Source organism: Streptococcus sanguinis SK355, assembly GCF_000212855.1.
Lineage (GTDB): Bacteria > Bacillota > Bacilli > Lactobacillales > Streptococcaceae > Streptococcus > Streptococcus sanguinis_A.
In genome coordinates this window covers 1,831,981-1,855,375 of the sequence record NZ_GL890993.1, presented here as the reverse complement: position 1 = coordinate 1,855,375, position 23,395 = coordinate 1,831,981, and the positions used below count along the sequence as shown (strand labels likewise).

Here is a 23,395-nt window from a genome sequence, read left to right as displayed (position 1 = left end):
TATGGTTTATGTTGAAAGTGACTATTTGATGTTATCTGGAATTCAGCATTTCCAATTCTGCAAGCGCCAATGGAGTTTGATTCATATTGAGCAGCAGTGGGTTGAAAACGAAGCGACAGCTCATGGGCAGATTTTACATCAAAAAGCAGACAATCCATATATCAAGGAAAAACGAAAGGATGTCATTACCTCGCGAGCTATGCATGTCTCGTCAAGAGAGCTTGGTCTCTATGGAATATTGGATGTAGTTGAATTCCATAAGGATGAAAAAGGAGTTTCGTTAAAAGGGAAACGTGGCAAATGGCTCCCTGTTATTATTGAATATAAGCGTGGAAAACCAAAAAGGGATACTCGTGATATTGTTCAGTTGGTTGCTCAAACGATTTGTCTTGAAGAAACTCTTGGATGCGAAATCGAGTATGGTTATCTTTACTATCATAGTGTAAATCAAAAGAAGCGAATAGAAATCACTTCTGATTTACGAAAAGAAGTAGCTGAGCTGGCTTGCCGAATGCATCAATATTATGATAAAAAGCTTATTCCGAAAGCTGAATATTTTAAAAAATGTCAGTTATGCTCCTTAGTTGATATTTGCATGCCGCGTCTGAGCAAAAAGGCACGCAATGTTGACAATTATATTTTCCAAGCACTAAAAAGTGAGGATAGCTTATGAAAAAGCTACTTAATACTCTATATTTGACTCAAGATAATTTTTATTTAACGCGTGAAAGAGACAATATCGTTATCAAGCAAGAAGGTAAGGTTGTCAGTCGTTTTCCATATCGGATAATTGATGGCATTGTTTGTTTTTCTTATTTGGGGGCGTCTCCTTCTTTGATTGAACTATGTGCCAAAAATCAGATAAATTTGTCCTTCCATACACCACAAGGGCGCTTTTGCGGTCGATTTGTTGGGCAAACAAATGGGAATGTTTTGCTGAGGAGACAGCATTATCGTTTGGCGGATGAAGAACAATCTCTAGAATATGCAAAACACTTTATTCTTGCTAAGATTTCAAATTCTAGGAAATATTTATTACGTTTCAAGCGTGACCATCGGGATCGGATCGATAGCCATCTCTTTGAAGAGGTGAATACGGAATTGACTTGGGCCTTGGAACAGGTTCAAGCAACTGAAGACAAGGATTCTCTTTTAGGAATTGAAGGTCAGGCAGCAAACCAATATTTTCGTATTTTTAATGATTTAGTATTAACTGATAAGGAGACTTTTCAGTTTAACGGGAGGACCAGGCGGCCTCCGTTAGATTGCGTTAATGCTCTGTTATCATTTGGCTATAGTTTGTTAACATATGAGTGCCAATCTGCTTTGGAAGCAGTAGGGCTGGATAGTTATGTTGGCTTCTTTCATACAGATAGGCCAGGTCGCGCTAGCTTAGCATTGGATTTAGTCGAAGAATTTCGTGCTTATATAGTTGATAGATTTGTATTTTCTTTGATAAATAAAGCTCAGTTAAACAAAAAGCATTTTGACTTTAAAGAAAATGGAAGTATCATATTAACTGAAAAAGGGCGTACAATCTTTATTGAAGCCTGGCAAAAGCGGAAACATCAGGAAGTAGAACATCCTTTTACTAAAGAAAAGGTGAAATTGATGTTACTGCCCTATGTCCAAGCACAGTTATTGGCCAAGACAATCCGTGGAGAATTGGAATCCTATCCGCCGTTTTTAATATAGGAGGCAGTTTATGATGGTATTAGTAACATATGATGTGAATACTGAAACTGCGCAAGGCAGGAAAAGATTGCGTCATGTGGCAAAATTATGTGTTGATTACGGTCAACGTGTTCAGAATTCAGTCTTTGAATGCTCAGTAACTCCTGCAGAATTTGTAGAAATAAAGGCTAAGCTTTTGAGTATTATTGACACTGAGTCTGACAGTATTCGTTTTTATTTGCTAGGAAAAAACTGGCAAAATCGTCTAGAAACGATTGGACGTGATACAAGTTATGATCCTGATATAGGTGTATTACTCCTTTAAATTGCTTAGTGCGAATAGTGGTTGCTCATAAAAAAGTAGGGCTTTCGCGCGAAAAATAAATAAAAACAAGGTGAAAATTCAAAAGTCGGGAAGAGTTTTCTTTCCTTGAAAGATAATTTTTGCCTAAAACAGTGCAACTACGCGCTGTCGCTCCCTTCGCGGGAGCGTGGATTGAAATTAAAATCCTTGTTTATATCCACGCAAACGCTCAGTCGCTCCCTTCGCGGGAGCGTGGATTGAAATAAGTCTATTCTTTACGGCTTTAACCATTGGTTATGTCGCTCCCTTCGCGGGAGCGTGGATTGAAATTAACAGAAATAGATAATGTAATCTTAGGTTTAAGTCGCTCCCTTCGCGGGAGCGTGGATTGAAATTTGGAGAAATAGAGAGTTCTATGAGGAAACATAGGTCGCTCCCTTCGCGGGAGCGTGGATTGAAATTTTTATATTTTTTTATAAACTTTTTGGGCGGATTGTCGCTCCCTTCGCGGGAGCGTGGATTGAAATAAGATTGGTTGGCTATTAATTGACTGACTTTCTGTCGCTCCCTTCGCGGGAGCGTGGATTGAAATCGTTAGCAGCTAGGAAATTGTACTCTGTGTTCAGTCGCTCCCTTCGCGGGAGCGTGGATTGAAATATACAGTTGTTTTAACTGTTCGCCTGCGTAATTCGGTCGCTCCCTTCGCGGGAGCGTGGATTGAAATATTTTGTAGGTTACCTTTTGCCTACCGCACCTGACGTCGCTCCCTTCGCGGGAGCGTGGATTGAAATTGCGTTGTATCTGAAATAAAAGCTGATACATTGTGTCGCTCCCTTCGCGGGAGCGTGGATTGAAATCAAGTGTCACATACTGTCGGCCTGCATAGTTCTGTCGCTCCCTTCGCGGGAGCGTGGATTGAAATTATTACTCAAAGGCTGTGTCTGTTTGGTACGAGGTCGCTCCCTTCGCGGGAGCGTGGATTGAAATAACAGGAAGAGACAGAATACCATCATTCCTGACGTCGCTCCCTTCGCGGGAGCGTGGATTGAAATCCAATAACAGATATACTAGTATTTGTTTTTACCCGTCGCTCCCTTCGCGGGAGCGTGGATTGAAATATATCTTATAAAATGATTATCATATCTATTTCCATGTCGCTCCCTTCGCGGGAGCGTGGATTGAAATAACATTCCAGAGGAACTGAATCTGGAAACGTCTTAGTCGCTCCCTTCGCGGGAGCGTGGATTGAAATCTCTGTTCCCGGAGTAAGATATAGCTCCTGGAACGTCGCTCCCTTCGCGGGAGCGTGGATTGAAATAGTATATCGGACTCGGAGGATTGGTAGGGGTGAAGTCGCTCCCTTCGCGGGAGCGTGGATTGAAATAGAGTGCGCCTTATAGACATTGATAACGAAACGATGTCGCTCCCTTCGCGGGAGCGTGGATTGAAATGGAAGTTAAAGTAAATTGTCCTAATATAAAACTCGTCGCTCCCTTCGCGGGAGCGTGGATTGAAATTTGAAGCCTTCCCATACAGCAATAGCGCTACTGATGTCGCTCCCTTCGCGGGAGCGTGGATTGAAATCAATTTGCAACAAAAGAAAGGAATGACTACTAAAGTCGCTCCCTTCGCGGGAGCGTGGATTGAAATAATATCTTCCAAAAGCATGTACTCTTTTAGTAAAGTCGCTCCCTTCGCGGGAGCGTGGATTGAAATGAAGTAGCCACATAAACGTACTCATCGTCAAAAGTCGCTCCCTTCGCGGGAGCGTGGATTGAAATTAAACAGAACAGCCCAAGCAACAGACAAGAACGGGTCGCTCCCTTCGCGGGAGCGTGGATTGAAATTTTTCTATCAATGCCGTTGCCCCAAAGAATTTCAGTCGCTCCCTTCGCGGGAGCGTGGATTGAAATCATATATTGAATGGGATAGCCAATTCTATCTAAAGTCGCTCCCTTCGCGGGAGCGTGGATTGAAATTGCGAATTTCTAACTTAATTATAAAACCTTTAAGTCGCTCCCTTCGCGGGAGCGTGGATTGAAATAAATTCAGGATTTGAAAAAAGTTCTTTTGGCAACGTCGCTCTCTTCGCGGGAGCGTGGATTGAAATATCAACTGAAACCGCTCTGTCGTTAAAGCTCGCCGGTCGCTCCCTATATTTAGCTTTCTAGAGGAGAGCAAAGTGGAGAACGAATAATGTACGAAATGCTATTAAAAATAATCGAATGTACTGCATTCGAAAAGAGACCTAAATTTTAGGTCTCCTGTTTCTCTATTTACCTAAGCAGAATTGGCTGAAGAGTTGGGTGATGAGTTCGTCTGGTGCGGCGTCACCGGTGATTTCGCCAAGGATTTCCCAGGTGCGAGTCATATCGACTTGGAGTAGATCTACCGGCATACCCATTTCCAAGCCTTGGTTGACGGCTTGCAGACTTTCCAGAGCTTTTTCAATCAAGGAAATGTGACGGGCGTTGGATAAGTAGGTAGCGTCTTGCTCGACAATACCAGCATTTTCAAAGATGAGATGATTGATGCGTTCTTCAATTTTATCGATATTTTGATTGTGGAGGACGGAAATCTTGATGACATCAGTTGGCAGCTGGTCCAGCTCAATCTTTTCTTCAAGGTCAGTCTTGTTAAGCAGGACGATGCGGTTGCTGTCTTGGCTGATTTCCAGCAACTGGCGGTCTTGGTCTGTCAGTTGCTCGCTGGCATTGAGAACCAAGAGAACCAAGTCAGCTTCCTGCAGGGCTTTTTTAGAGCGCTCAACTCCAATCTGCTCCACAAGGTCATCGGTTTCTCGAATCCCTGCGGTATCGATGAGCTTGAGCGGTACACCCTTGATATTGACATACTCCTCGATCACATCACGAGTTGTCCCCTCAATATCAGTCACAATGGCCTTATCCTCTCGCAGGAGATTGTTGAGGAGGCTTGATTTGCCAACGTTAGGTCGTCCGATGATAGCAGTGGAAATGCCTTCACGTAAAATCTTACCTCGTCGTGCAGTATTGAGGAGATTGCTCAGCAGAGTCTCGAACTCAGCTGTTTTTTCTCGCATCAGCTGGGTCGTCATCTCTTCCACGTCGTCGTATTCAGGATAGTCGATGTTGACCTCGACTTGAGCCAGTGTGTTGAGAATTTCCTGACGGGTATTGTTGATAAGGTTGGAGAGGGAGCCATCCAGCTGCTTGACAGCATTGTTCATGGCTTTATCGGTCTTGGCGCGTATGATGTCCATGACAGCCTCAGCCTGAGTCAAATCTACGCGCCCATTGAGAAAGGCCCGCTTGGTAAACTCACCAGGCTCAGCCATTCTAGCGCCCTCTCGGATAGCTAGCTGCAGGATTTCATTCGTGACCGCAATCCCACCATGGGTATTTATCTCAATGATATCCTCGCGCGTGAAGGTCTTGGGAGAGCGCATGGCACCAAGCATGACCTCGTCCAGAATTTCCTGATTTTGAGGGTCAACGATATGGCCGTAGTTGAGCGTGTGGCTTTCTACTTCACTCAGATTTTTCCCTTTGAAGATTTTTTGGGCAATAGCAAAGCTGTCAGTCCCGCTTAGTCTGACAATGCCGATAGCCCCTTCGCCGAGAGGCGTAGAAATCGCAGCGATTGTATCAAATTCTCTGGTAATCATACTGTATTTTTCCTTGTGTTTTAAAATCAATTACCTTAATTGTAACGCAAAAATCAAGGAGGAGCAAGGCTTTCGATTATCAAGCGGAAGGAATAAAATTTAGGCATGGTAAAGAAAACACTTTCATAACAGGAAGAATCATGATATAATGAAAGTAGTGTGATTTGAGGAGGTGCTATGGAAAATCTAAAGAAACTGGCAGGAATCAAGGCTGCTGAATTTGTCCAAAGCGGGATGATTGTTGGTCTCGGGACGGGTTCGACTGCTTATTATTTTGTCGAAGAGATTGGTCGGCGTATCAAGGAAGAAGGATTGCAGATTACAGCTGTTACGACTTCCAGTGTCACTAGCAAACAGGCGGAAGAATTAGGTATTCCGCTCAAATCCATTGATGAAGTTGACTTTGTTGATGTGACAGTTGACGGTGCTGATGAGGTAGATTCAGCCTTTAACGGCATCAAGGGCGGTGGCGGCGCACTTCTCATGGAGAAAGTCGTGGCGGTTCCTACTAAGCACTATATCTGGGTGGTCGATGAGAGCAAGATGGTAGAGAAGCTAGGTGCCTTCAAGCTACCAGTAGAAGTTGTTCAGTACGGTGCTGAACAGCTCTTTCGTCGCTTTGAGCGTGCTGGATATAAGCCAGCCTTTCGTGAGAAAGTTGACCAACGTTTTGTCACGGACATGCAGAATTTCATTATTGACTTAGATTTAGGTGTGATTGAAAATCCAGTTGAGTTTGCACAAGAACTTGATCATGTAGTGGGCGTAGTGGAGCATGGACTGTTTAATCAAATGGTAGACAAGGTCATTGTTGCTGGAAAATCGGGTCTTCAAGTTTTAGAGGCCAATAAATAGAAAGAGGTATTTTATGCCAAAATTTAATCGTATTCACTTGGTAGTCATGGACTCAGTTGGTATCGGTGCTGCACCAGATGCTAATAATTTTGTCAATGCAGGGGTACCAGATGGTGCTTCAGATACTCTGGGACATATTTCCAAAACGGTAGGACTGAATGTGCCAAACATGGCTAAGATCGGCCTGGGAAATATCGAGCGTCCTGCTCCTTTGAAGACCGTTCCTAAAGAAGAAAATCCTAGCGGCTACTATACTAAGCTGGAAGAAGTATCACTTGGAAAAGACACGATGACAGGACACTGGGAAATCATGGGTCTCAATATTACTGAGCCTTTCGATACGTTCTGGAATGGCTTCCCAGAAGAAATCCTGACTCAGATTGAAGAGTTTTCTGGTCGCAAGATCATTCGTGAGGCTAACAAGCCATACTCTGGTACAGCAGTTATTGATGACTTTGGTCCTCGTCAGATGGAAACAGGCGAGCTGATTATCTACACCTCTGCTGACCCAGTATTGCAAATTGCAGCACACGAAGAAGTGATTCCTTTGGAAGAGCTCTATCGCATCTGTGAGTTCGCCCGCTCTATTACCTTGGAACGGCCTGCGCTTCTGGGACGTATCATCGCTCGTCCTTATGTAGGTGAGCCAGGCAACTTCACTCGAACAGCCAACCGTCATGACTATGCCGTTTCTCCGTTTAATCCAACTGTTCTTGATGAGCTTAATGAAGCTGGAATTGCTACCTATTCTGTTGGTAAGATTAACGACATCTTCAACGGCGCTGGAATCAACCATGACATGGGACACAATAAGTCTAACAATCATGGTGTAGATACTTTGGTCAAAGCTCTCAAAGACGAAAACTTCAAAGAAGGTTTCTCATTTACCAACCTAGTAGACTTTGATGCTCTTTATGGTCACCGCCGTGATCCACATGGCTACCGTGACTGTTTGGAAGAGTTTGATGCTCGTATCCCAGAAATCATTGAAAACATGCGTGAAGATGATTTGCTCATGATTACTGCTGACCATGGTAATGACCCAACCTATGCCGGAACTGACCACACTCGTGAGTACATTCCGCTCTTGGTCTATGGAAAATCGCTGAGCGGTCATGGTCATATTCCTGTCGGACATTTTGCGGATATCTCAGCAACAGTTGCTGAAAACTTCGGAGTGGACAAGGCGATAATTGGTGAAAGCTTCTTGGACAAATTGGTATAAGTGTGATAAGAGAGTGAGGGAAAATTTATGACAACGTTATCAGAAAAAATCAAAGCAACAGCAGCCTTCTTGAAAGAAAAAGGAATGACAGAACCTGAATTTGGTCTGATTTTGGGATCTGGTTTGGGAGAATTGGCTTCTGAAATTGAAAATGCCGTTAGTCTTGACTATGCGGATATTCCGAACTGGGGCCGCTCAACTGTTGTTGGTCACGCTGGTAAATTAGTCTATGGAGATTTGGCAGGACGGAAAGTCTTGGCACTGCAAGGCCGTTTCCACTTCTATGAAGGAAATCCTTTAGAAATCGTTACTTTCCCAGTGCGTGTGATGAAGGCTCTTGGTGCGACAGGTGTTATTGTGACCAATGCTGCCGGTGGTATTGGTTATGGCCCTGGTACGCTTATGGCAATCACTGACCACATCAATATGACTGGCCAAAATCCTTTGATCGGTGAAAATTTGGATGAATTTGGTCCACGTTTCCCTGATATGTCTAAATCTTACACTCCAGAATACCGTGCCATCGCTCACAAAGTTGCTGATAAGCTTGGCATTAAGCTTGATGACGGTGTCTATATTGGTGTTACCGGTCCGACTTACGAAACGCCTGCAGAAATCCGTGCTTATAAGACGCTCGGAGCAGATGCAGTCGGCATGTCTACTGTTCCTGAAGTGATTGTAGCAGCACATTCTGGTTTGAAAGTCCTTGGGATTTCATGCATTACAAACTTTGCTGCTGGGTTCCAAGAAGAGCTAAATCATGAGGAAGTGGTTGAAGTAACAGAACGTGTCAAAGGTGATTTTAAACGACTGCTTAAAGAAACACTTGCTGAATTGTAAAAAAATGTTGAAAGGCGTAGTGTCTGGATTGGTAATTGACGCTGGAACAGCCTCTCTGTCTAACTGATAAAATTATAAAACTAAAGAAAGGTAAAGTGTGTTCAGATTTAAACACGAGCGAAAAACTATCTTTCAAATAAACACATAAAGGAAGGGCGTCTGAGTCTGAATTGAACTCAGGCTAGTCTTCCTATGGAATTTTAAAATTAAGAAAGAAAGGAATTGAACCCACCCTAAAAGCGGTGGGAAAAAGATAGATGGTCTTGCGAGCATTGCTCACTGCGACCATCTCCTATTTTCCCTTTGCTTTTGACGGGTTTGGTATCTTAACTATGTCTATTCATATTTCTGCTAAGCCAGGTGAAATTGCGGATAAAATCCTTCTTCCAGGGGATCCACTTCGGGCCAAATTTATTGCGGAGAATTTCCTAGAAGATGCTGTTTGCTTCAATGAAGTCCGTAATATGTTCGGATACACTGGTACTTACAAAGGCGAGCGTGTTTCTGTTATGGGAACGGGAATGGGAATGCCGTCTATCTCTATCTACGTGCGTGAGCTGATTGTTGATTACGGTGTGAAAAAGCTGATTCGCGTCGGAACAGCTGGCTCGCTGAATGCTGATGTCCATGTCCGTGAATTAGTACTGGCACAGGCAGCTGCAACTAACTCTAACATTGTCCGTAATGACTGGCCGCAGTATGATTTCCCACAAATCGCTAGCTTTGATTTACTAGATAAGGCCTATCATATCGCCAAAGATCTCGGTATGACGACGCACGTTGGAAATGTCTTGTCGTCTGATGTCTTTTACTCAAACTACTTTGAAAAGAATATTGAGCTTGGTAAATGGGGAGTTAAAGCTGTTGAAATGGAAGCTGCTGCACTTTACTATCTGGCTGCTCAGCACCATGTAGATGCTCTCGCGATTATGACGATTTCTGACAGTTTGGTCAATCCAGAAGAGGATACGACAGCTGAAGAACGCCAAAATACCTTTACCGATATGATGAAGGTTGGTTTGGAAACCTTGATTACAGAAGCATGAAAGTAGATGTCAAAGAAGCCATTCTCTTTGCTATTTCCCGCTATGACTATGCTTATGCACATAAACTAGCTGAGCGAGCAGGAAGCAATGTCCAGTCTGACTTGGTCCTTCTTTTTGAGGCTTTAGCGGAGCGAAGAGAGCTCAACATCCAATCTATGATGAATCTAAAGTTGAAAATCACTGGGTCTGACCTTGCTGATTTTCAGCTTTTTTGCCATGAAAATGAAGAGGATGAGCAGCTAGTCAATTACCTTTATGATCTGGAAGCTAAGCTGAGAAATGAGCAGCTGATTGACTTTATACGGGCAGTCAGTCCGGCTATCTACCGGATTTTTATGCGGCTGATTCGCATGCAAATACCAGATATTGAGAGCTATATTCATAATTCACGAGGGGCTAGTTACGACCGTTGGAAGTTTGAAAAGATGCGAAATTCTGGTAATCCTGACCTGCAAAATTTTCATGCGGAAAGCACGGTCAATTCTTCTAGTTTGACGGAGTTGATTTTGCAGTTGCATTTATCTGAATCCGTCAAAGAATCAGCACAGCAGCTAAGAGAGTTAGAAAAGTCAGTCCGCAATCCACTGGCTCACCTTATCAGGTCATTCGATGAGGAAGAATTGCACAGGACGACAGGTTTTTCATCTCAGCACTTTATGGACCTTCTGATTGATTTGGCGCAGGAGACAGGCACAGTTTATCAGAGGGAGCCTTTTTACTTCGACCGAGCGAATGCGGTCATAGAAAGTCTCTTATAAGGAGTAGCAGGATGGATAAGATTGCAAGGTTGCAAGAATTGATAGACCAAAGTCAAAATATCGTCTTTTTCGGAGGTGCGGGTGTTTCGACGGAGTCCAATATTCCGGACTTTCGTAGTTCAAATGGAATTTACAGTGTCAAGTTGGGACGGCATTTTACAGCGGAGCAGCTGGTTTCTCACACTATGTTTGAGCGCTATCCGCAGGATTTTTTTGACTTTTACAAGAAGTACCTGCTCTATCCAGAGGCTAAGCCGAATCCAGCCCATGTCTACTTGGCTGGTTTGGAGAAGGCAGGCAAGCTCAAGGCTGTGGTGACTCAAAATATCGATAGCTTGCATGAAATGGCTGGTTCAAAAAAGGTTATCAAATTACATGGCAGTGCGGATAGAAATTACTGTCTGAATTGTCAGCGATTCTATGATTTGGATGCCTTTCTGGCTCTGGACGGTACCATTCCTCACTGCCCTGACTGTGGCGGTATTGTCAAGCCAGATGTGACTCTCTATGAAGAACCGCTAGATATGGAAGTTTTCCAGCAGGCTGCCCAAGCTATCCAGCAAGCAGACCTGCTGATAATTGGTGGCACTTCCTTAGTCGTCTATCCCGCAGCCAGCCTCATCCAGTACTTTGCAGGTAAGCATCTGGTCGTCATCAACAAGACCAGCATCCCTCAAGACAGCCAGGCAGATCTAGTCATTGAGGGTAAGATCGGAGAAGTGTTGGGGAAATTGCAACAATAGAAAAACACCTGAGAATAGCAGTAAAAGCTTTTTCGGGTGTTTTTCTTTCGACTGAAAGGAATCTTCTATAGATATTCTTGTGACTATGCTATAATAAGATAAAGAACTCAGGAGGCCTCTATGAAGAAACTAAAAGAGAAGAAGAAGTTGATTTTAGGCGGAATTATTGTGCTAGTGATTGGATATATTGGACTGCGTTACTACCTTAAGCCTGAATGGTTTGATTCAGAGAATATCTACTATACGGTATATAATTATAAAGTAACCGATATCAAACCTAAGAAAAAAATAGTTAAAGACTTAAATATTGAATTTGTACATGACGCGACTGAAGAAGTACCTCAAAACCAAGAGTGGACTGAGAAAACTATATCAAATTGGAACGAATATAATGAAAAACAAATTTTGCATGTTACTTTTACTGATGGTAGCAAGTCAGATATTCCGATAGAAGAGACTTCTGAAATTGGTCCAGCTTTTAGCAAGAAGTTATTTAATGATTCTATTTATCAAAAATTGAGTTTTCGTTTTCCAGAATATAAGTTACCTGATAAGGATGAACATCCTAGGGACTTGGTAGACGTATTACTTTTTCTTTATGTAGGTGACACACTATATCAAGTTCCAGAAGCCACTAGCATGATTTCTTATCAGTTGAAAAATCCTAAAACTGGTAAAATGCAGACATATTATGAATATGGAAGTAAACCTGAGTTTAACTGGACCCCAATTTTCTTTATTAGATCAAAAAAACTTTTAGATAACCAAATAGATTTTTTTGATGATTATCAAAATCAGTACAGAGGGAACTATTGGGAAAGAAAGTATGAAATTTATGAAAACAGATTGTCTCATACATCAAATTCTTATTACTACAGAATTTTTTACTCAGACGAATTAAGTAACTTACCCTTAAGCGTTAGTACAACGGGGAATCAGTTTAAAATGACTATTACGCATTCTTATATTGTGGAACTTCTTAACGATGATGATTATAAGGTTAAATCAACCTCCAAAACTTACACGGATGAAAATAAGGATGAGTATATATCTGAAGTTTTAAATCAAAAATAAGAAAGAATCCAGATAGCTTGAACAAGTATCTGGATTTTTCATTTTAAGGATATAATTTTATCAGAGAGTCCTGGAATTCTTTAGGAGTCCACAAATCTTCATTGGTATATGTATCATCACTAAGAGTCTGTAGTTCGTCTTTTTCTAATGATAAGGAATCAGTTTTTTCTTCTTTGTTTTGTTTCGGTGGAGTATTTTTAATAATCTCTGGTATTTCAGCTATGATTTTTTTAAATACTGCTTTGTAATCATTACCAAATTCTTTTTTTAATTGAGTTTCTCTTTCATCAATTTTTCTATTGAGCTCCTTCATATTTGGTTCATCCCAATGATAAGTGATGTTGAAATAGTAACTAGAAGAACCAGCTTCAGTCATTTCAACCTTATAATCCTTCCAATCCTTTATATAAGTTTCCCAATATGCTTGAAAAATAGCTTTCTTTTCATCATTTGAAGGGTTGTAGTATGGTTTTACATTGGCAAATATATCAGCATAAAAGGGAGGATCTACAATAATTTCATCGTATAGTTTTTTTGAAACATTAGAATATAAATGTTTTTTTATATATGCTTTAACGATTTGGCTTGGTTTTTCTTCAACTGATTTCTGATTAGGAGTATGAAATTCAAAACTAAATTTTTTGTCGTAATCTTGGTCATGGTAAACAAGTTGATATTTCTTTTCTGCTTGACCTGAAAACCACACTTCGTAACTCAGATCTGAGTTGTCTTTGAACTCTTCAATTGGTACTTGTGTTCCCTTGTCATCATACAAATCAAAATCTGATTCAGAAACATAGTTGCGATCTTTTTCTATTTTAAATTTCACATAAAAGGTATCTTCAGCGTCTTTTCTACCTTCCAAAAGGCTTCGTAGTGTCCCAAAAAACACGTCCAGTATCCTGAATAAAGACAGGGTGCATGTAGTAGTAAGTGATTATTCCGAGGAAGATAAGGATAATGCATCCCCAAAATAATTTAGCTTTGTGTTTTGACTTCATTCAGTCTCCTTATGCATTTTATTTAAAATAGTTATTAATCTATTTATCAAACTTCACTTCCTCAATCAGATACTCAATGAAGCGTTCTCCCATTTTGGAAAGGCTGGCTTTTTCGTGCTGGATGTAGACCAGTTCAATCTGATCATCAATGTCCAGTGGGATTGACACGATATTATCTCCGTTGAGGTTGCTGTTTAGAATACCGGTTGCAAGTGTGTAGCCGTCCAGACCGATCAAAAGGTTAAAGAGGGTCGCTCGGTCGCTGACGACGATTGATTTTTTATGGTGTTCCTGAGAGAGAATTTCCTCTGAAAAGTAGAAAGAGTTGTGGGTCCCCTGGTCGTAGCTGAGGTAAGGGAAGTTTTCTAAGTCAGATAATTGAACCAGTTTTTTCTTGGCCAGCGGATTGGACTTGCTGACAAAGATATGAGGCTGAGCTGTAAAGAGATGAGTAGCAATCAGGTGATTGTCATCCAGCATCTTGGATAAGACATCGCGGTTGTAGCTATTGAGAAAGAGGACGCCGATTTCGCTGCGGAAGTTTTTTACGTCGTCAATGATCTCCCAAGTCCGAGTTTCCCGCAGAAAGAGCTCGTATTTCTCCATATCGCTTTTTTTAAGCAGGGAGACAAAGGCATTGACCACAAAGGCATAGTGCTGGGCAGAAACGCTGAAAAGCTCGCGGTGGGCGACAGGGTTTTTGTATCGCTCCTCTAGAAGCTGAGTCTGCTCAACTACCTGACGGGCATAGGAAAGAAACTCCATGCCGTCCTTAGTCAAGGTAATTCCTTTGGGATTGCGAATGAAAATCTCGATGCCCATTTCATTTTCCAAATCCCGCACAGCATTGGACAAGCTAGGCTGAGTAATGAAAAGCTGCTTTGCAGCCTCATTCATGCTACCAGTCTCGACAATTTTGATAATATAGTGTAACTGTTGAATTCTCATAGGACTATTTTATCACAAACTGGGGATTTTTTCCTGATAAATCAATGAAGGCTAGTGTGGTTTTACAATTAAATTTATTAAATGGACAGATGGTAAAAGAAATTCTATTGGATATAGTGACATTTTTAAAGTTTATTCTTATCGGAATTATAGAGAGATTTTATCAAGTCTTTTATAATGAAACAGGTTTTGCAATTTCAAGTTATTCGTGATATGATGATTTTTAGACTGTAAAAGGAGTAGTTATGAAGAGAAAAGAGGATTCTTTTGAAGATATTGCTTTTGAGTTAGAGAAGGAGACTTCTAAGTCTAAGTTCTTACCATTCGTTCTATTAGCCATTATTGGCTTTTCTATCGTTGGAGCAGTATTTTTAATGCTTTCCATACCGGAAAAAGCTAAATCTAAGCAACCAGTGAGCCAGTCAAGTCCGATTATTTCACCATCAAAAGAATTAGAGGATAAGGAGACTGAAGTAAAAAAATTCGCTGAAAGTCTTACAGTTCCTCCAGAAAAAAGTGGTTCCTTTCTTTGGACGGTTGACAAGGCAGTTTCTCTACACATGGACAAAGATAAAGGCGGAGCTGTCTTGGAAGATGTTTTAAAAGAATTTGGAAGACCTGTTGAAGCTGGTTCGTGGATTGATTTTTCATCAAATAATGAAATTCAAAAGTATATTCGTCTTTTTTGGAAAGAGAAGGATGATGCTCTTGGTTATGTTTCTTTAATATTTGCTGAATTTGATGGTGTCTATAAGCTCATTTCCAAGTCCCATTCTAACCTTGCAAGTGATGAAATTAAGGTGGATCAAAATCCTAATAGAAACTTTTTATGGACGCAAGAATATATAGATAGTCTTGTTATTGGTGCTAGAGAAGGTACTGACAAAGGTACGGTGTATGATGAGATTGTTTCAAATGTTGGTTTGCCGCTGTATCAGACGATTTTGGGAGAGGACAATCAACTTCAAATGCGAGTTACTTATCATAATCCTCATTCTTTGACAAATCCGGAACAATTGAAGTCTGTCAATCTAGAATTCTATAAGCAAGAAGATGGAACATGGCGTTTGGTTTCTAAACAAAACCAGTAAACTAAAATAAAAAAGACAGAGGAGATAATCTTGAGAAGGAGTAGCAAGAAAAAACATGATGCTAATTCATTTAGAGCCATAAAAAAAGAACTTTATCAACAACAAAAGATAAAAAGAGAAGAACTTAGCATGATGGCCATACAAGAGGAGAAAAAAAGGATAAATTTGGCCTTTATTCTTCTTTGTTTGACCTTGTCATTTGCTTTATTCTTTGGCTTCTATTATTTTTCTCAAAAGATTCCTAGAGCTAACCTTAAGTACAAATCTGATAAGACAGTTTCGTCGGTTAGTAGAGAAAGCTCTACTACTCAACAAGATGAAGCTGGGTTAGAAATGGATAAGAAACAGAAGGAACTGAAAAAGAAAATTGTTGAGGATGATGAAAAAAAGTTTTCTTTTAATTGGACGTTAGACAATTTTGTTGAACTCAAAATAGCAACAGTTGGGGAGTGGAAAAATAATCCGACTTTGGAAGAGGTTGTTACGAAATACGGTAAGGGTTCAAATGTGAGTTTTACCGAAAATGGATTAACACTAACTTATAAGATAAGAATTGTAGATGTTCCTAGATATGGCTCATCAGGACATCCTCAGGAAATCAGTTTGGGTTTTTATGACCCCGATTCCAATGGAAAAAAGTACTATTTAATAACCAAAACGGCAGTTTACTTGGATGACGTCCATAACCTGCCAGCTACCAAAAATGAGTTTGTTTTTAAGTGGAAGCCAGAAGATATGGATACATTAACAGTAGGTGATAGTCAATATGGTAAAGGTGGCATGACATATCAGGAGATTGTTGATCGATTTGGACTGCCTTCAGATAGTAATTTTTCTGGAAGCGATACAGATTATAGCCCGTTATCGTTGCAGGTGAATTATTTTAATATTCATCGTCCACCTGCTGAACGAAAACTGGATAGGGTGTCTTTGATTTTTAAGAGGCAGGAGGATGGCAGCTTTTGTCTAGCAGATGCAAGAAGTGAATTTGACAAGAGCTGGTAATGTTTCGATTCATTAGTGACATGAAAATTCTAATATTTTTTATGCCTTGACATTCCTCATCTCTAACGTTATAATGTTTACAATTTAACCTTTAATCAAGTCCAGTGAGGCTGCAAGGTGGGAAAAACGGTATAAGAGGCAACTGTTTGACTTGTTTTTTACGAAACCTTGCTGCGGCGAGGTTTTTTCTTGTAGAAAGTGAGGTTGTCATGGTTAGTGACAGTTGTAAAAAGAGATTTGGCAAGATTATGCTAGAGCGGATGGAGCTGTTGGAGCAAGTAGAAATTGCGCCTAATATTTTTTCTATGCTCCTAAAGGGCCAAATGGTCAGCCAGATGCATGCTGGGCAGTTTTTACATATTCGGGTACCAGATGACAGCAAACTTTTGCGACGGCCTATCTCAATCGCAGAGATTGACCGAGACAATCTCACTTGTCGCATCATTTATCGGATAGAAGGCGGCGGCACGGCTATTTTTTCTCAACTTCCAGTTGGATCTTTTCTTGATGTTATGGGGCCTCAGGGCAATGGCTTTGATTTGAGTCCTGTAAGGGCAGGTGACCACGCTTTGATTATCGGTGGTGGGATTGGTGTCCCTCCCTTGCTTGAGGTTGCTAAAGAATTGCATGCCATGGGAGCTCAAGTGACAGCTGTATTGGGATTCGCTGATAAATCTGCTGTTATTTTAGAGGAAGAAATGAAAAAATACGCTGCTGTCATTGTCACGACGGATAACGGTTCTTATGGTCGTCAGGGCTATGTATCAGCTGTTGTGGATGAGTTATCTCAAGACTATGTGGCTGTCTATTCCTGTGGTGCGCCAGCTATGCTCCAGTATGTGGATCGTAAGTTTCAGGACCATCCGCATGCTTATCTATCCATGGAGTCTCGTATGGCTTGTGGCATGGGCGCCTGCTATGCCTGCGTAGTTCATGTTGCAGGTCAGGACGAGTCGGTCAATAAGCGCGTTTGTGAAGACGGTCCGGTCTTTGAGACGGGCACGATTATTGTCTAGGAGGGGAAAGAATGAGTGACCAACGTTTAAGAGTTTCCTTGCCAGGCTTGGACCTGAAAAATCCAATTATTCCAGCATCTGGCTGCTTTGGCTTCGGTCAAGAATATGCCAAGTACTATGACCTAGACTTGCTAGGCTCCATCATGATAAAGGCTACGACTTTGGACCCCCGCTTTGGCAATCCCACTCCGCGTGTGGCAGAAACGCCAGCTGGTATGCTCAATGCCATTGGCCTGCAAAATCCAGGTGTTGAGGTTGTCCTAGCTGAAAAACTGCCTTGGCTGGAAAAGCATTATCCCAACCTGCCAATCATCGCCAATGTAGCGGGCTTTTCCAATCATGAATATGCCACAGTGACTGGGAAAATCTCCCAAGCCCCTAATGTCAATGCTATTGAGCTCAATATTTCCTGCCCTAATGTTGACCATGGAAATGCTGGACTTTTGATTGGCCAAGTTCCAGAGTTGGCTTACGAAGCAACCAAGGCAGCGGTAGATGCTTCTGCTGTACCAGTCTATGTCAAATTAACCCCGAGTGTGGCAGACATCACTCAGGTAGCTAAGGCAGTTGAAGATGCTGGTGCTTCTGGTTTTACCATGATTAATACCTTGGTAGGTATGCGATTTGACTTGAAGTCGCGCAAGCCTATTATCGCTAATGGCACAGGTGGTATGTCGGGTCCAGCTGTCTTTCCGGTAGCTCTCAAGCTAATCCGTCAAGTAGCACAAGCAAGCAAACTTCCCATTATTGGTATGGGGGGAGTTGATTCAGCGGAGGCTGCTCTGGAGATGTTTATAGCAGGCGCTTCAGCTGTTGGAGTGGGCACTGCCAATTTCACGGATCCTTATGCCTGCCCAACCATCATTGAGAACCTGCCTAAGGCTATGGATAAATACGGCATCGAAAGTCTTGAAAGCTTACGAAAAGAAGTTCGAGAGAATTTGCTTTAAAGTTACATTTTTACTTGACAATCCTGCTGTTAAATTATAGAATGAACTAAATATAACCTTTAAAGAAGTCCAGAGAGGCTACTAAGGTACATACGTTTGAATGGCAGATACTGCCACATTTTCGTGTAACCTTGCTCTCGGGCAAGGTTTTTCTATGTCTTTGAGCCTAACGTGACAGTTGGTTTTTAGATAGGATTGCCTAGCAGACTTCTTTGAAGATAATAACTTAAAAGGAGATTTTCCCCTCATGCGTGAAGAACGGCCTATTATCGCCCTCGACTTTCCATCTTTTGACGATGTCAAAGATTTCTTGGAGCATTTTCCGGAAGATGAAAAACTCTATGTCAAAATTGGCATGGAATTCTTCTATGCCATTGGTCCAGAAATCGTCCATTATCTGAAAGGTCTTGGACACAGCATTTTCTTGGATCTGAAACTACACGATATTCCTAATACAGTGCGCTCAGCCATGTCTGTCTTAGGTACATTTGGCATTGACATGGTGACGGTTCATGCAGCAGGCGGTGTGGAGATGATGAGTGAAGCCAAGAAGGTCTTGGGGGATAAGGCTAAGTTGGTTGCTGTGACCCAGCTGACCTCGACCAGCGAGGAAGATATGCGTGATTGCCAGAACATCCAGACCACAGTTCAGGAATCCGTTGTTAATTACGCTCGGAAGGCTAAAGAGGCTGGTTTGGATGGTGTGGTTTGTTCAGCTCAAGAAGTGGAACTGATTAAGGCAGCTACTGCAAATGACTTCCTCTGTGTGACGCCGGGGATTCGGCCAGCTGGATCAGAAATCGGCGACCAAAAACGGGTCATGACACCGCAGGAAGCCCATCAAATTGGCAGTGATTATATTGTAGTAGGTCGTCCGATTATCCAAGCTGAGAATCCTTGGGACGCTTACCACGAGATTAAGAAGCAGTGGAATAGCTAAGCAAAACAAGAAATACGAATTAAATCGTTATACAAAATTAACAGCATCATAAACATTCAAATTTATAAGGAGCAAAAAATGACTTTAGCAAAAGAGATTGCGCGTGATTTATTGAAAATCAAAGCTGTGTATTTGAAGCCGGAAGAGCCTTTTACATGGGCGTCGGGCATCAAGTCACCTATATATACGGACAATCGTGTAACCTTGGCTTATCCAGAGACTCGAACCTTGATTGAGGATGGTTTCGTCGAAAAGATTCGGGCGGAATTTCCAGATGTAGAAGTCATTGCTGGAACTGCGACAGCAGGTATTCCTCACGGAGCCATTATCGCAGATAAGATGAACCTACCATTTGCCTATATCCGCAGCAAACCCAAAGATCACGGAGCGGGCAATCAAATCGAAGGTCGCGTAGCGCCTGGGCAGAAGATGGTTGTCATTGAAGACTTAATCTCGACTGGCGGTTCGGTCTTGGATGCTATAGCTGCCGCTAAACGTGAAGGTGCGGATGTGATTGGCGCAGCAGCCATCTTTACCTATGAGCTGCCAAAGGCAGAAAAGAACTTCAAAGAAGCGGGTGTCAAATTGGTGACCCTTTCTAACTACACTGAGCTAATTACTCTGGCTGAAGCAGAAGGTTATGTCAGTCCTGAGGGCTTGGCCTTGCTTGAGAAATTTAAGCATGACCAAGAAAATTGGCAAGATTAGACTGAACAGAAATAAAATGATCTGACTCTTATTCAGGTCATTTTTCAGTAAAACGTCCTTGTCTTACCTTTAAAAATGGCTTAAAGTCTCGGTCTTTGGTATAATAGAGCTATGTCTAAGATTTATCATCTATCCTTTTCGATATTACAGAAAGTGATGCTGATTACGGCTGTTCACTGGTTTCTGATTGCCATCTGGCATGTTGCAGAGCTGAATATTTTGGCTTTGTTTGCCTTTACTGGTTTAACTTATCTGGCCTATCGCTATCGGAATTTGCTAGAAAAAGCTTATCATTGGCTGATGAAGCATAAACTTCTTATTATGCTAGCTGTCTTTATTTTTCAGCTGATTATGCTCTTTTCGGCAGAACTTTTGATTAGGCGGGATGCAGCAGTTGTCTTCACAGGGGCTTTCAAAACTTTGAAAGAAAGCTCCATTTCCAGCTATCTGACCCGTAACCCTAACAATGTCTCACTATTTCTCTACGAGCGTTTTTTCTTTAATGTATTTGGGGAATCCGCTCTATGGGTCATGCAGGCCTTGAATATTGTTTATACTAACGTGACGGCCTTGATTCTCTATAAGGGCTGCCAAAAGTATTTTTCCCAAAAGACTGCAGATGCTGTCTTTAGTCTTTATGTGCTCTTACTGGGCTTCTCTCCTTATTTCTTTTCAATGTATACTGATATTCCGCCCCTGCCTTTCATCAGTTTGCAGATTTTCCTAGTTCTGGGATTGCTGAAAGGAGAGGAATCAAGCCGACAGCTAATTTGGCGCAGTATCTTTCTTGGGCTGATGACTAGTCTGGCTTTCTTCTTTAGACCAACGGTAATGATTTTGCTAATAGCTGTCTTCGGAGTCCTCTTTTTCAAAAAGAATTGGAAGAAGTTCTTTCTGACACTAGTCGTTTTTGCTTGCAGTTTTGCGATTAGTTATGCCCCGCTGCATTACTGGTCCAAGCACCAGACGGAAGTGCCGATTATGGAGGGAGAGGGACTAGCAAAAGGTCCTCTGCTCTTTATTAATCTAGGTCTGACCTTCAATGGCCACAATCAGGAAGATATGAAAGAAGGGCTCTTGCAGTATATTGAGCCTGACAAGCAAGCTGATTACAACAACGGTATGTTTTCTAAGGAATATGTTATCAAGGAAATCAAGCGGCGCTTAAGTGAATATAATCCTTTGACTTTCGCTCATCATCTCTTCCACAAGCAGTCTCTGACAGTAGCTGAAGGAGATTTGGGCTGGCTCTACCGCAGTGTCGAAAATGAAAAGACGCCTTATATATCGCCTTTTTACCAAGATACGAAGAATAATCCTTTTACTCAGTTTGTCCGTGACTTCTTCTTGAATACTGACAAGTCAGAATTTGTCTATTTCTCGCTGTCCAAGCAGGCGGTTTGGATTGTCATGGCAGCAGGACTTGTCTTTGCACTTTGGAAATATCACTTCAGTGATGAACTGAATTTTCTAACCTTAGCTGTTTTTGGCGGCCTGCTCTTTTTGCAGATTTTCGAGGGAGGAAAGACGAGATATCTGATTCAATTTTTGCCACAGATTTTGATTCTGTCTGCTGTGGGCTTATCTCAGTACCCACAAGCCCTAGGGAAGTTTCGCTTTTGGACTAGAAAGAAGGAATCTTTGAAATGAAAAGACCTGTTCCTATCTATGAACCGCTTTATAGCTTGAAGCCTATTGCAGACAATATCTGGATTGTCGACGGTGATTTGATTGAGATGGATGCGGTGCTGACAAAATTGCCTTTTTCTACCCGCATGACTGTCATCAAGTTAGCAAATGGCCAGCTCTGGTGCCATTCACCAATCCAGCCAAATCAAGCCTTGTTTGACCAGTTGGACGCTTTGGGACCAGTCGCACACCTTGTTTCACCTAATAAGATTCACTATGCATATATAGCTGACTGGAAGAAGCGCTATCCGGAGGCAATTGCTTGGTCCAGCCCAGGAGTTGAGGAGAGAGCGGCCAAGCAGAAAATTCCAGTCACTTTTGATGAAAAACTGACGAATGAGGCTCCTGAAGCTTGGGCAGGCCAGATAGAACAGTTGATTTTCAAGGGAAGTACTTATATTGAGGAAGTTGTCTTTTTTCATAAGGACAGTCAAACCTTGATTTTGACAGATTTGATTGAGAATTTTGAAACAGAGCGTTTTCCAAGTCAGCTTCGTGGCAAGGCTTATAAATTAGTTCGAGTTGCAGCTCCGGACGGCCAGACGCCTATTGACTACCGTATGACCTTTATCGGTCATCAAAAAGAAGCCAAAGAATGTCTAGAGCAGATGCTGGCTTGGCAACCGGAAAAAATCATCCTAGCCCATGGTTCTTGTTTTCTGGAAAATGGCAGAGCAGAACTAAGAAGAGCACTTAGGTGGATTAGATAAGATAATTTTATCGTAGGAAATAAGAGGAGACATATATGCAGCATTCAGCTTGGCATGCTTTGATTAAGGAGCAGTTGCCGGAAGGTTATTTTGCAAAAATCAATCATTTTTTAGACGAAGTGTATGCTTCAGGAACTATTTACCCACCTCGGGAAAAGGTGTTTAATGCAATTCAGACGACAGATTTAGCAGATGTTAAGGTGGTTATTTTAGGGCAGGATCCCTACCATGGACCGAGACAGGCACAGGGCTTGAGTTTTTCGGTACCTGATGACATTCCAGCTCCGCCTTCTTTGCAGAATATTCTCAAAGAATTAGCTGATGATATCGGAGTGAAAGAGTCGCATGATTTGACTTCCTGGGCTCAGCAGGGCGTTCTCTTGCTCAATGCTGGTCTGACAGTGCCTGCTGGCCAGGCCAATGCGCATGCCGGCCTAATCTGGGAGCCCTTTACTGATGCTATTATCAAAGTAGTCAATGAAAAGTCGGATCCAGTTGTTTTTATCTTATGGGGTTCTTACGCTCGCAAGAAAAAAGCCTTGATTAGCAATACCCAACATTTGGTAATCGAGTCAGCTCACCCAAGTCCGCTGTCTGCTTACCGTGGCTTCTTTGGCAGCAAACCTTTTTCACGTACCAATGACTTCTTAGTGACTAAGGGCTTGGAACCTATTGATTGGTTAGCTTAGGAGGTAGTATGGTTCAGTTAGCAACGATTTGTTATATTGATAATGGTCAAGAGTTTCTCATGCTGCACCGCAACAAAAAGCCCAATGACGTTCATGCTGGGAAGTGGATTGGTGTCGGTGGAAAGCTAGAGCGAGGAGAAACCCCACAGGAATGCGCAGCTCGTGAGATTCTAGAGGAAACAGGTCTAAAGGCCAAGCCTGTTCTCAAAGGAGTTATCACTTTTCCAGAGTTTACTCCCGACTTGGACTGGTACACCTATGTCTTCAAGGTGACTGAGTTTGAGGGTAAACTGATTGACTGCAACGAAGGGACTTTGGAATGGGTGCCTTATGACCAGGTTTTGTCTAAACCAACTTGGGAAGGCGATCATACCTTTGTTGAGTGGCTTTTAGAAGACAAGCCTTTCTTTTCAGCAAAGTTTGTTTATGACGGGGATAAGCTATTGGATACGCAGGTGGACTTTTACGAATAAGGAGATAAGA

Annotated in this window: 23 protein-coding genes and 1 CRISPR repeat array; of the genes, 20 read left to right on the top strand and 3 right to left on the bottom strand. The window is 41.9% G+C overall.

From position 1 onward, the window contains the following. The first annotated feature begins 1 nt into the window (after nt 1). The 3 genes from cas4 to cas2 are packed head-to-tail and all read left to right on the top strand — an operon-like array spanning nt 2 to nt 1,999. Entirely contained in the window at nt 2-673 is a 672-nt protein-coding gene (gene cas4 / locus HMPREF9389_RS02495; protein WP_002930612.1) for a CRISPR-associated protein Cas4, read from the top strand. Beyond that, nucleotides 670-1,695, top strand: a complete 1,026-nt coding sequence (gene cas1c / locus HMPREF9389_RS02500) for a type I-C CRISPR-associated endonuclease Cas1c (protein WP_002930610.1) — start codon at nt 670-672, stop codon at nt 1,693-1,695. Before cas4 ends, cas1c begins: the two co-directional genes overlap by 4 nt. A gap of 10 nt (nt 1,696-1,705) precedes the next feature. After that, nucleotides 1,706-1,999: a CRISPR-associated endonuclease Cas2 gene (gene cas2 / locus HMPREF9389_RS02505; RefSeq protein WP_002930608.1), complete on the top strand. Its 294-nt coding sequence runs from the start codon at nt 1,706-1,708 to the stop codon at nt 1,997-1,999. Nucleotides 2,000-2,145: 146 nt separating this feature from the next. Further along, nucleotides 2,146-4,088: direct repeats of the CRISPR family, unit length 32 nt; unit sequence GTCGCTCCCTTCGCGGGAGCGTGGATTGAAAT. 162 nt (nt 4,089-4,250) lie between these two features. Here cas2 and mnmE read toward each other — a convergent pair. Further along, the gene (gene mnmE / locus HMPREF9389_RS02510) at nt 4,251-5,624 is read right to left on the bottom strand and encodes a tRNA uridine-5-carboxymethylaminomethyl(34) synthesis GTPase MnmE (protein ID WP_002930598.1); all 1,374 of its coding nucleotides are present in this window, start codon (nt 5,622-5,624) and stop codon (nt 4,251-4,253) included. Between the two features lie 177 nt (nt 5,625-5,801). Between mnmE and rpiA the strand changes: the two genes are divergently transcribed. The 7 genes from rpiA to HMPREF9389_RS02545 all read left to right on the top strand — a co-directional run bounded on the left by rpiA (nt 5,802) and on the right by HMPREF9389_RS02545 (nt 12,165). Then, nucleotides 5,802-6,479: a ribose-5-phosphate isomerase RpiA gene (gene rpiA, locus HMPREF9389_RS02515; RefSeq protein ID WP_002930597.1), complete on the top strand. Its 678-nt coding sequence runs from the start codon at nt 5,802-5,804 to the stop codon at nt 6,477-6,479. A gap of 13 nt (nt 6,480-6,492) precedes the next feature. Then, on the top strand, nt 6,493-7,704 hold the full coding sequence (locus tag HMPREF9389_RS02520) for a phosphopentomutase (RefSeq protein WP_002930594.1): 1,212 nt from the start codon (nt 6,493-6,495) through the stop codon (nt 7,702-7,704). A gap of 27 nt (nt 7,705-7,731) precedes the next feature. After that, nucleotides 7,732-8,544 carry a purine-nucleoside phosphorylase gene (locus HMPREF9389_RS02525; protein ID WP_002930593.1) on the top strand — a complete coding sequence of 271 codons (813 nt, stop codon included), beginning with the start codon at nt 7,732-7,734 and terminating at the stop codon, nt 8,542-8,544. Between the two features lie 332 nt (nt 8,545-8,876). Then, on the top strand, nt 8,877-9,590 hold the full coding sequence (deoD, locus tag HMPREF9389_RS02530; protein WP_032906727.1) for a purine-nucleoside phosphorylase: 714 nt from the start codon (nt 8,877-8,879) through the stop codon (nt 9,588-9,590). Further along, nucleotides 9,587-10,348: a hypothetical protein gene (locus HMPREF9389_RS02535; RefSeq protein WP_002930590.1), complete on the top strand. Its 762-nt coding sequence runs from the start codon at nt 9,587-9,589 to the stop codon at nt 10,346-10,348. Before deoD ends, HMPREF9389_RS02535 begins: the two co-directional genes overlap by 4 nt. A gap of 11 nt (nt 10,349-10,359) precedes the next feature. Continuing rightward, nucleotides 10,360-11,091: an NAD-dependent protein deacylase gene (locus HMPREF9389_RS02540; protein ID WP_002930589.1), complete on the top strand. Its 732-nt coding sequence runs from the start codon at nt 10,360-10,362 to the stop codon at nt 11,089-11,091. A 120-nt stretch (nt 11,092-11,211) separates the two neighbouring features. Continuing rightward, entirely contained in the window at nt 11,212-12,165 is a 954-nt protein-coding gene (locus HMPREF9389_RS02545; protein WP_002930588.1) for a hypothetical protein, read from the top strand. 43 nt (nt 12,166-12,208) lie between these two features. On the opposite strand, the gene HMPREF9389_RS02550 is transcribed toward HMPREF9389_RS02545, so the two are convergent. Both HMPREF9389_RS02550 and HMPREF9389_RS02555 read right to left on the bottom strand, forming a co-directional pair. Continuing rightward, entirely contained in the window at nt 12,209-13,030 is an 822-nt protein-coding gene (locus HMPREF9389_RS02550) for a hypothetical protein (RefSeq protein ID WP_235787858.1), read from the bottom strand. A 175-nt stretch (nt 13,031-13,205) separates the two neighbouring features. Beyond that, entirely contained in the window at nt 13,206-14,114 is a 909-nt protein-coding gene (locus HMPREF9389_RS02555; RefSeq protein WP_002930586.1) for a LysR family transcriptional regulator, read from the bottom strand. Nucleotides 14,115-14,359: 245 nt separating this feature from the next. Between HMPREF9389_RS02555 and HMPREF9389_RS02560 the strand changes: the two genes are divergently transcribed. The 10 genes from HMPREF9389_RS02560 to HMPREF9389_RS02605 all read left to right on the top strand — a co-directional run bounded on the left by HMPREF9389_RS02560 (nt 14,360) and on the right by HMPREF9389_RS02605 (nt 23,385). Then, nucleotides 14,360-15,205: a hypothetical protein gene (locus tag HMPREF9389_RS02560; RefSeq protein ID WP_002930584.1), complete on the top strand. Its 846-nt coding sequence runs from the start codon at nt 14,360-14,362 to the stop codon at nt 15,203-15,205. Nucleotides 15,206-15,235: 30 nt separating this feature from the next. After that, the gene (locus HMPREF9389_RS02565) at nt 15,236-16,210 is read left to right on the top strand and encodes a hypothetical protein (protein ID WP_002930583.1); all 975 of its coding nucleotides are present in this window, start codon (nt 15,236-15,238) and stop codon (nt 16,208-16,210) included. Between the two features lie 104 nt (nt 16,211-16,314). Beyond that, the gene (locus tag HMPREF9389_RS02570; RefSeq protein ID WP_002930582.1) at nt 16,315-17,226 is read left to right on the top strand and encodes a dihydroorotate dehydrogenase electron transfer subunit; all 912 of its coding nucleotides are present in this window, start codon (nt 16,315-16,317) and stop codon (nt 17,224-17,226) included. An 11-nt stretch (nt 17,227-17,237) separates the two neighbouring features. Next, nucleotides 17,238-18,176 carry a dihydroorotate dehydrogenase gene (locus HMPREF9389_RS02575; RefSeq protein ID WP_002930581.1) on the top strand — a complete coding sequence of 313 codons (939 nt, stop codon included), beginning with the start codon at nt 17,238-17,240 and terminating at the stop codon, nt 18,174-18,176. 247 nt (nt 18,177-18,423) lie between these two features. Further along, nucleotides 18,424-19,116: an orotidine-5'-phosphate decarboxylase gene (pyrF, locus tag HMPREF9389_RS02580; protein WP_002930580.1), complete on the top strand. Its 693-nt coding sequence runs from the start codon at nt 18,424-18,426 to the stop codon at nt 19,114-19,116. 78 nt (nt 19,117-19,194) lie between these two features. Further along, the gene (gene pyrE / locus HMPREF9389_RS02585; protein ID WP_002930579.1) at nt 19,195-19,824 is read left to right on the top strand and encodes an orotate phosphoribosyltransferase; all 630 of its coding nucleotides are present in this window, start codon (nt 19,195-19,197) and stop codon (nt 19,822-19,824) included. 111 nt (nt 19,825-19,935) lie between these two features. Beyond that, nucleotides 19,936-21,474 (top strand): glycosyltransferase family 39 protein, encoded by a 1,539-nt coding sequence (locus HMPREF9389_RS02590; RefSeq protein ID WP_002930578.1) that lies wholly within the window; start codon nt 19,936-19,938, stop codon nt 21,472-21,474. Next, nucleotides 21,471-22,223, top strand: a complete 753-nt coding sequence (locus HMPREF9389_RS02595) for a DUF4336 domain-containing protein (RefSeq protein WP_002930577.1) — start codon at nt 21,471-21,473, stop codon at nt 22,221-22,223. Before HMPREF9389_RS02590 ends, HMPREF9389_RS02595 begins: the two co-directional genes overlap by 4 nt. A gap of 35 nt (nt 22,224-22,258) precedes the next feature. Next, nucleotides 22,259-22,912, top strand: a complete 654-nt coding sequence (locus HMPREF9389_RS02600; RefSeq protein ID WP_002930576.1) for a uracil-DNA glycosylase — start codon at nt 22,259-22,261, stop codon at nt 22,910-22,912. 8 nt (nt 22,913-22,920) lie between these two features. Next, nucleotides 22,921-23,385: an NUDIX hydrolase gene (locus HMPREF9389_RS02605; protein WP_002930575.1), complete on the top strand. Its 465-nt coding sequence runs from the start codon at nt 22,921-22,923 to the stop codon at nt 23,383-23,385. The last annotated feature ends 10 nt before the right edge of the window (nt 23,386-23,395 follow it).

Bases quoted from the DNA above. Each gene is read 5' to 3' on its own strand.
- cas1c (WP_002930610.1), top strand. From the start codon at position 670: ATGAAAAAGCTACTTAATACTCTATATTTGACTCAAGATAATTTTTAT.
- HMPREF9389_RS02525 (WP_002930593.1), top strand. From the start codon at position 7,732: ATGACAACGTTATCAGAAAAAATCAAAGCAACAGCAGCCTTCTTGAAA.
- HMPREF9389_RS02595 (WP_002930577.1), top strand. From the start codon at position 21,471: ATGAAAAGACCTGTTCCTATCTATGAACCGCTTTATAGCTTGAAGCCT.
- HMPREF9389_RS02555 (WP_002930586.1), bottom strand. From the start codon at position 14,114: ATGAGAATTCAACAGTTACACTATATTATCAAAATTGTCGAGACTGGT.
- HMPREF9389_RS02540 (WP_002930589.1), top strand. From the start codon at position 10,360: ATGGATAAGATTGCAAGGTTGCAAGAATTGATAGACCAAAGTCAAAAT.
- HMPREF9389_RS02575 (WP_002930581.1), top strand. From the start codon at position 17,238: ATGAGTGACCAACGTTTAAGAGTTTCCTTGCCAGGCTTGGACCTGAAA.
- deoD (WP_032906727.1), top strand. From the start codon at position 8,877: ATGTCTATTCATATTTCTGCTAAGCCAGGTGAAATTGCGGATAAAATC.
- HMPREF9389_RS02605 (WP_002930575.1), top strand. From the start codon at position 22,921: ATGGTTCAGTTAGCAACGATTTGTTATATTGATAATGGTCAAGAGTTT.
- cas2 (WP_002930608.1), top strand. From the start codon at position 1,706: ATGATGGTATTAGTAACATATGATGTGAATACTGAAACTGCGCAAGGC.
- pyrE (WP_002930579.1), top strand. From the start codon at position 19,195: ATGACTTTAGCAAAAGAGATTGCGCGTGATTTATTGAAAATCAAAGCT.
- HMPREF9389_RS02535 (WP_002930590.1), top strand. From the start codon at position 9,587: ATGAAAGTAGATGTCAAAGAAGCCATTCTCTTTGCTATTTCCCGCTAT.
- cas4 (WP_002930612.1), top strand. From the start codon at position 2: ATGGTTTATGTTGAAAGTGACTATTTGATGTTATCTGGAATTCAGCAT.
- rpiA (WP_002930597.1), top strand. From the start codon at position 5,802: ATGGAAAATCTAAAGAAACTGGCAGGAATCAAGGCTGCTGAATTTGTC.
- HMPREF9389_RS02545 (WP_002930588.1), top strand. From the start codon at position 11,212: ATGAAGAAACTAAAAGAGAAGAAGAAGTTGATTTTAGGCGGAATTATT.
- HMPREF9389_RS02590 (WP_002930578.1), top strand. From the start codon at position 19,936: ATGTCTAAGATTTATCATCTATCCTTTTCGATATTACAGAAAGTGATG.
- HMPREF9389_RS02520 (WP_002930594.1), top strand. From the start codon at position 6,493: ATGCCAAAATTTAATCGTATTCACTTGGTAGTCATGGACTCAGTTGGT.
- pyrF (WP_002930580.1), top strand. From the start codon at position 18,424: ATGCGTGAAGAACGGCCTATTATCGCCCTCGACTTTCCATCTTTTGAC.
- mnmE (WP_002930598.1), bottom strand. From the start codon at position 5,624: ATGATTACCAGAGAATTTGATACAATCGCTGCGATTTCTACGCCTCTC.
- HMPREF9389_RS02560 (WP_002930584.1), top strand. From the start codon at position 14,360: ATGAAGAGAAAAGAGGATTCTTTTGAAGATATTGCTTTTGAGTTAGAG.
- HMPREF9389_RS02600 (WP_002930576.1), top strand. From the start codon at position 22,259: ATGCAGCATTCAGCTTGGCATGCTTTGATTAAGGAGCAGTTGCCGGAA.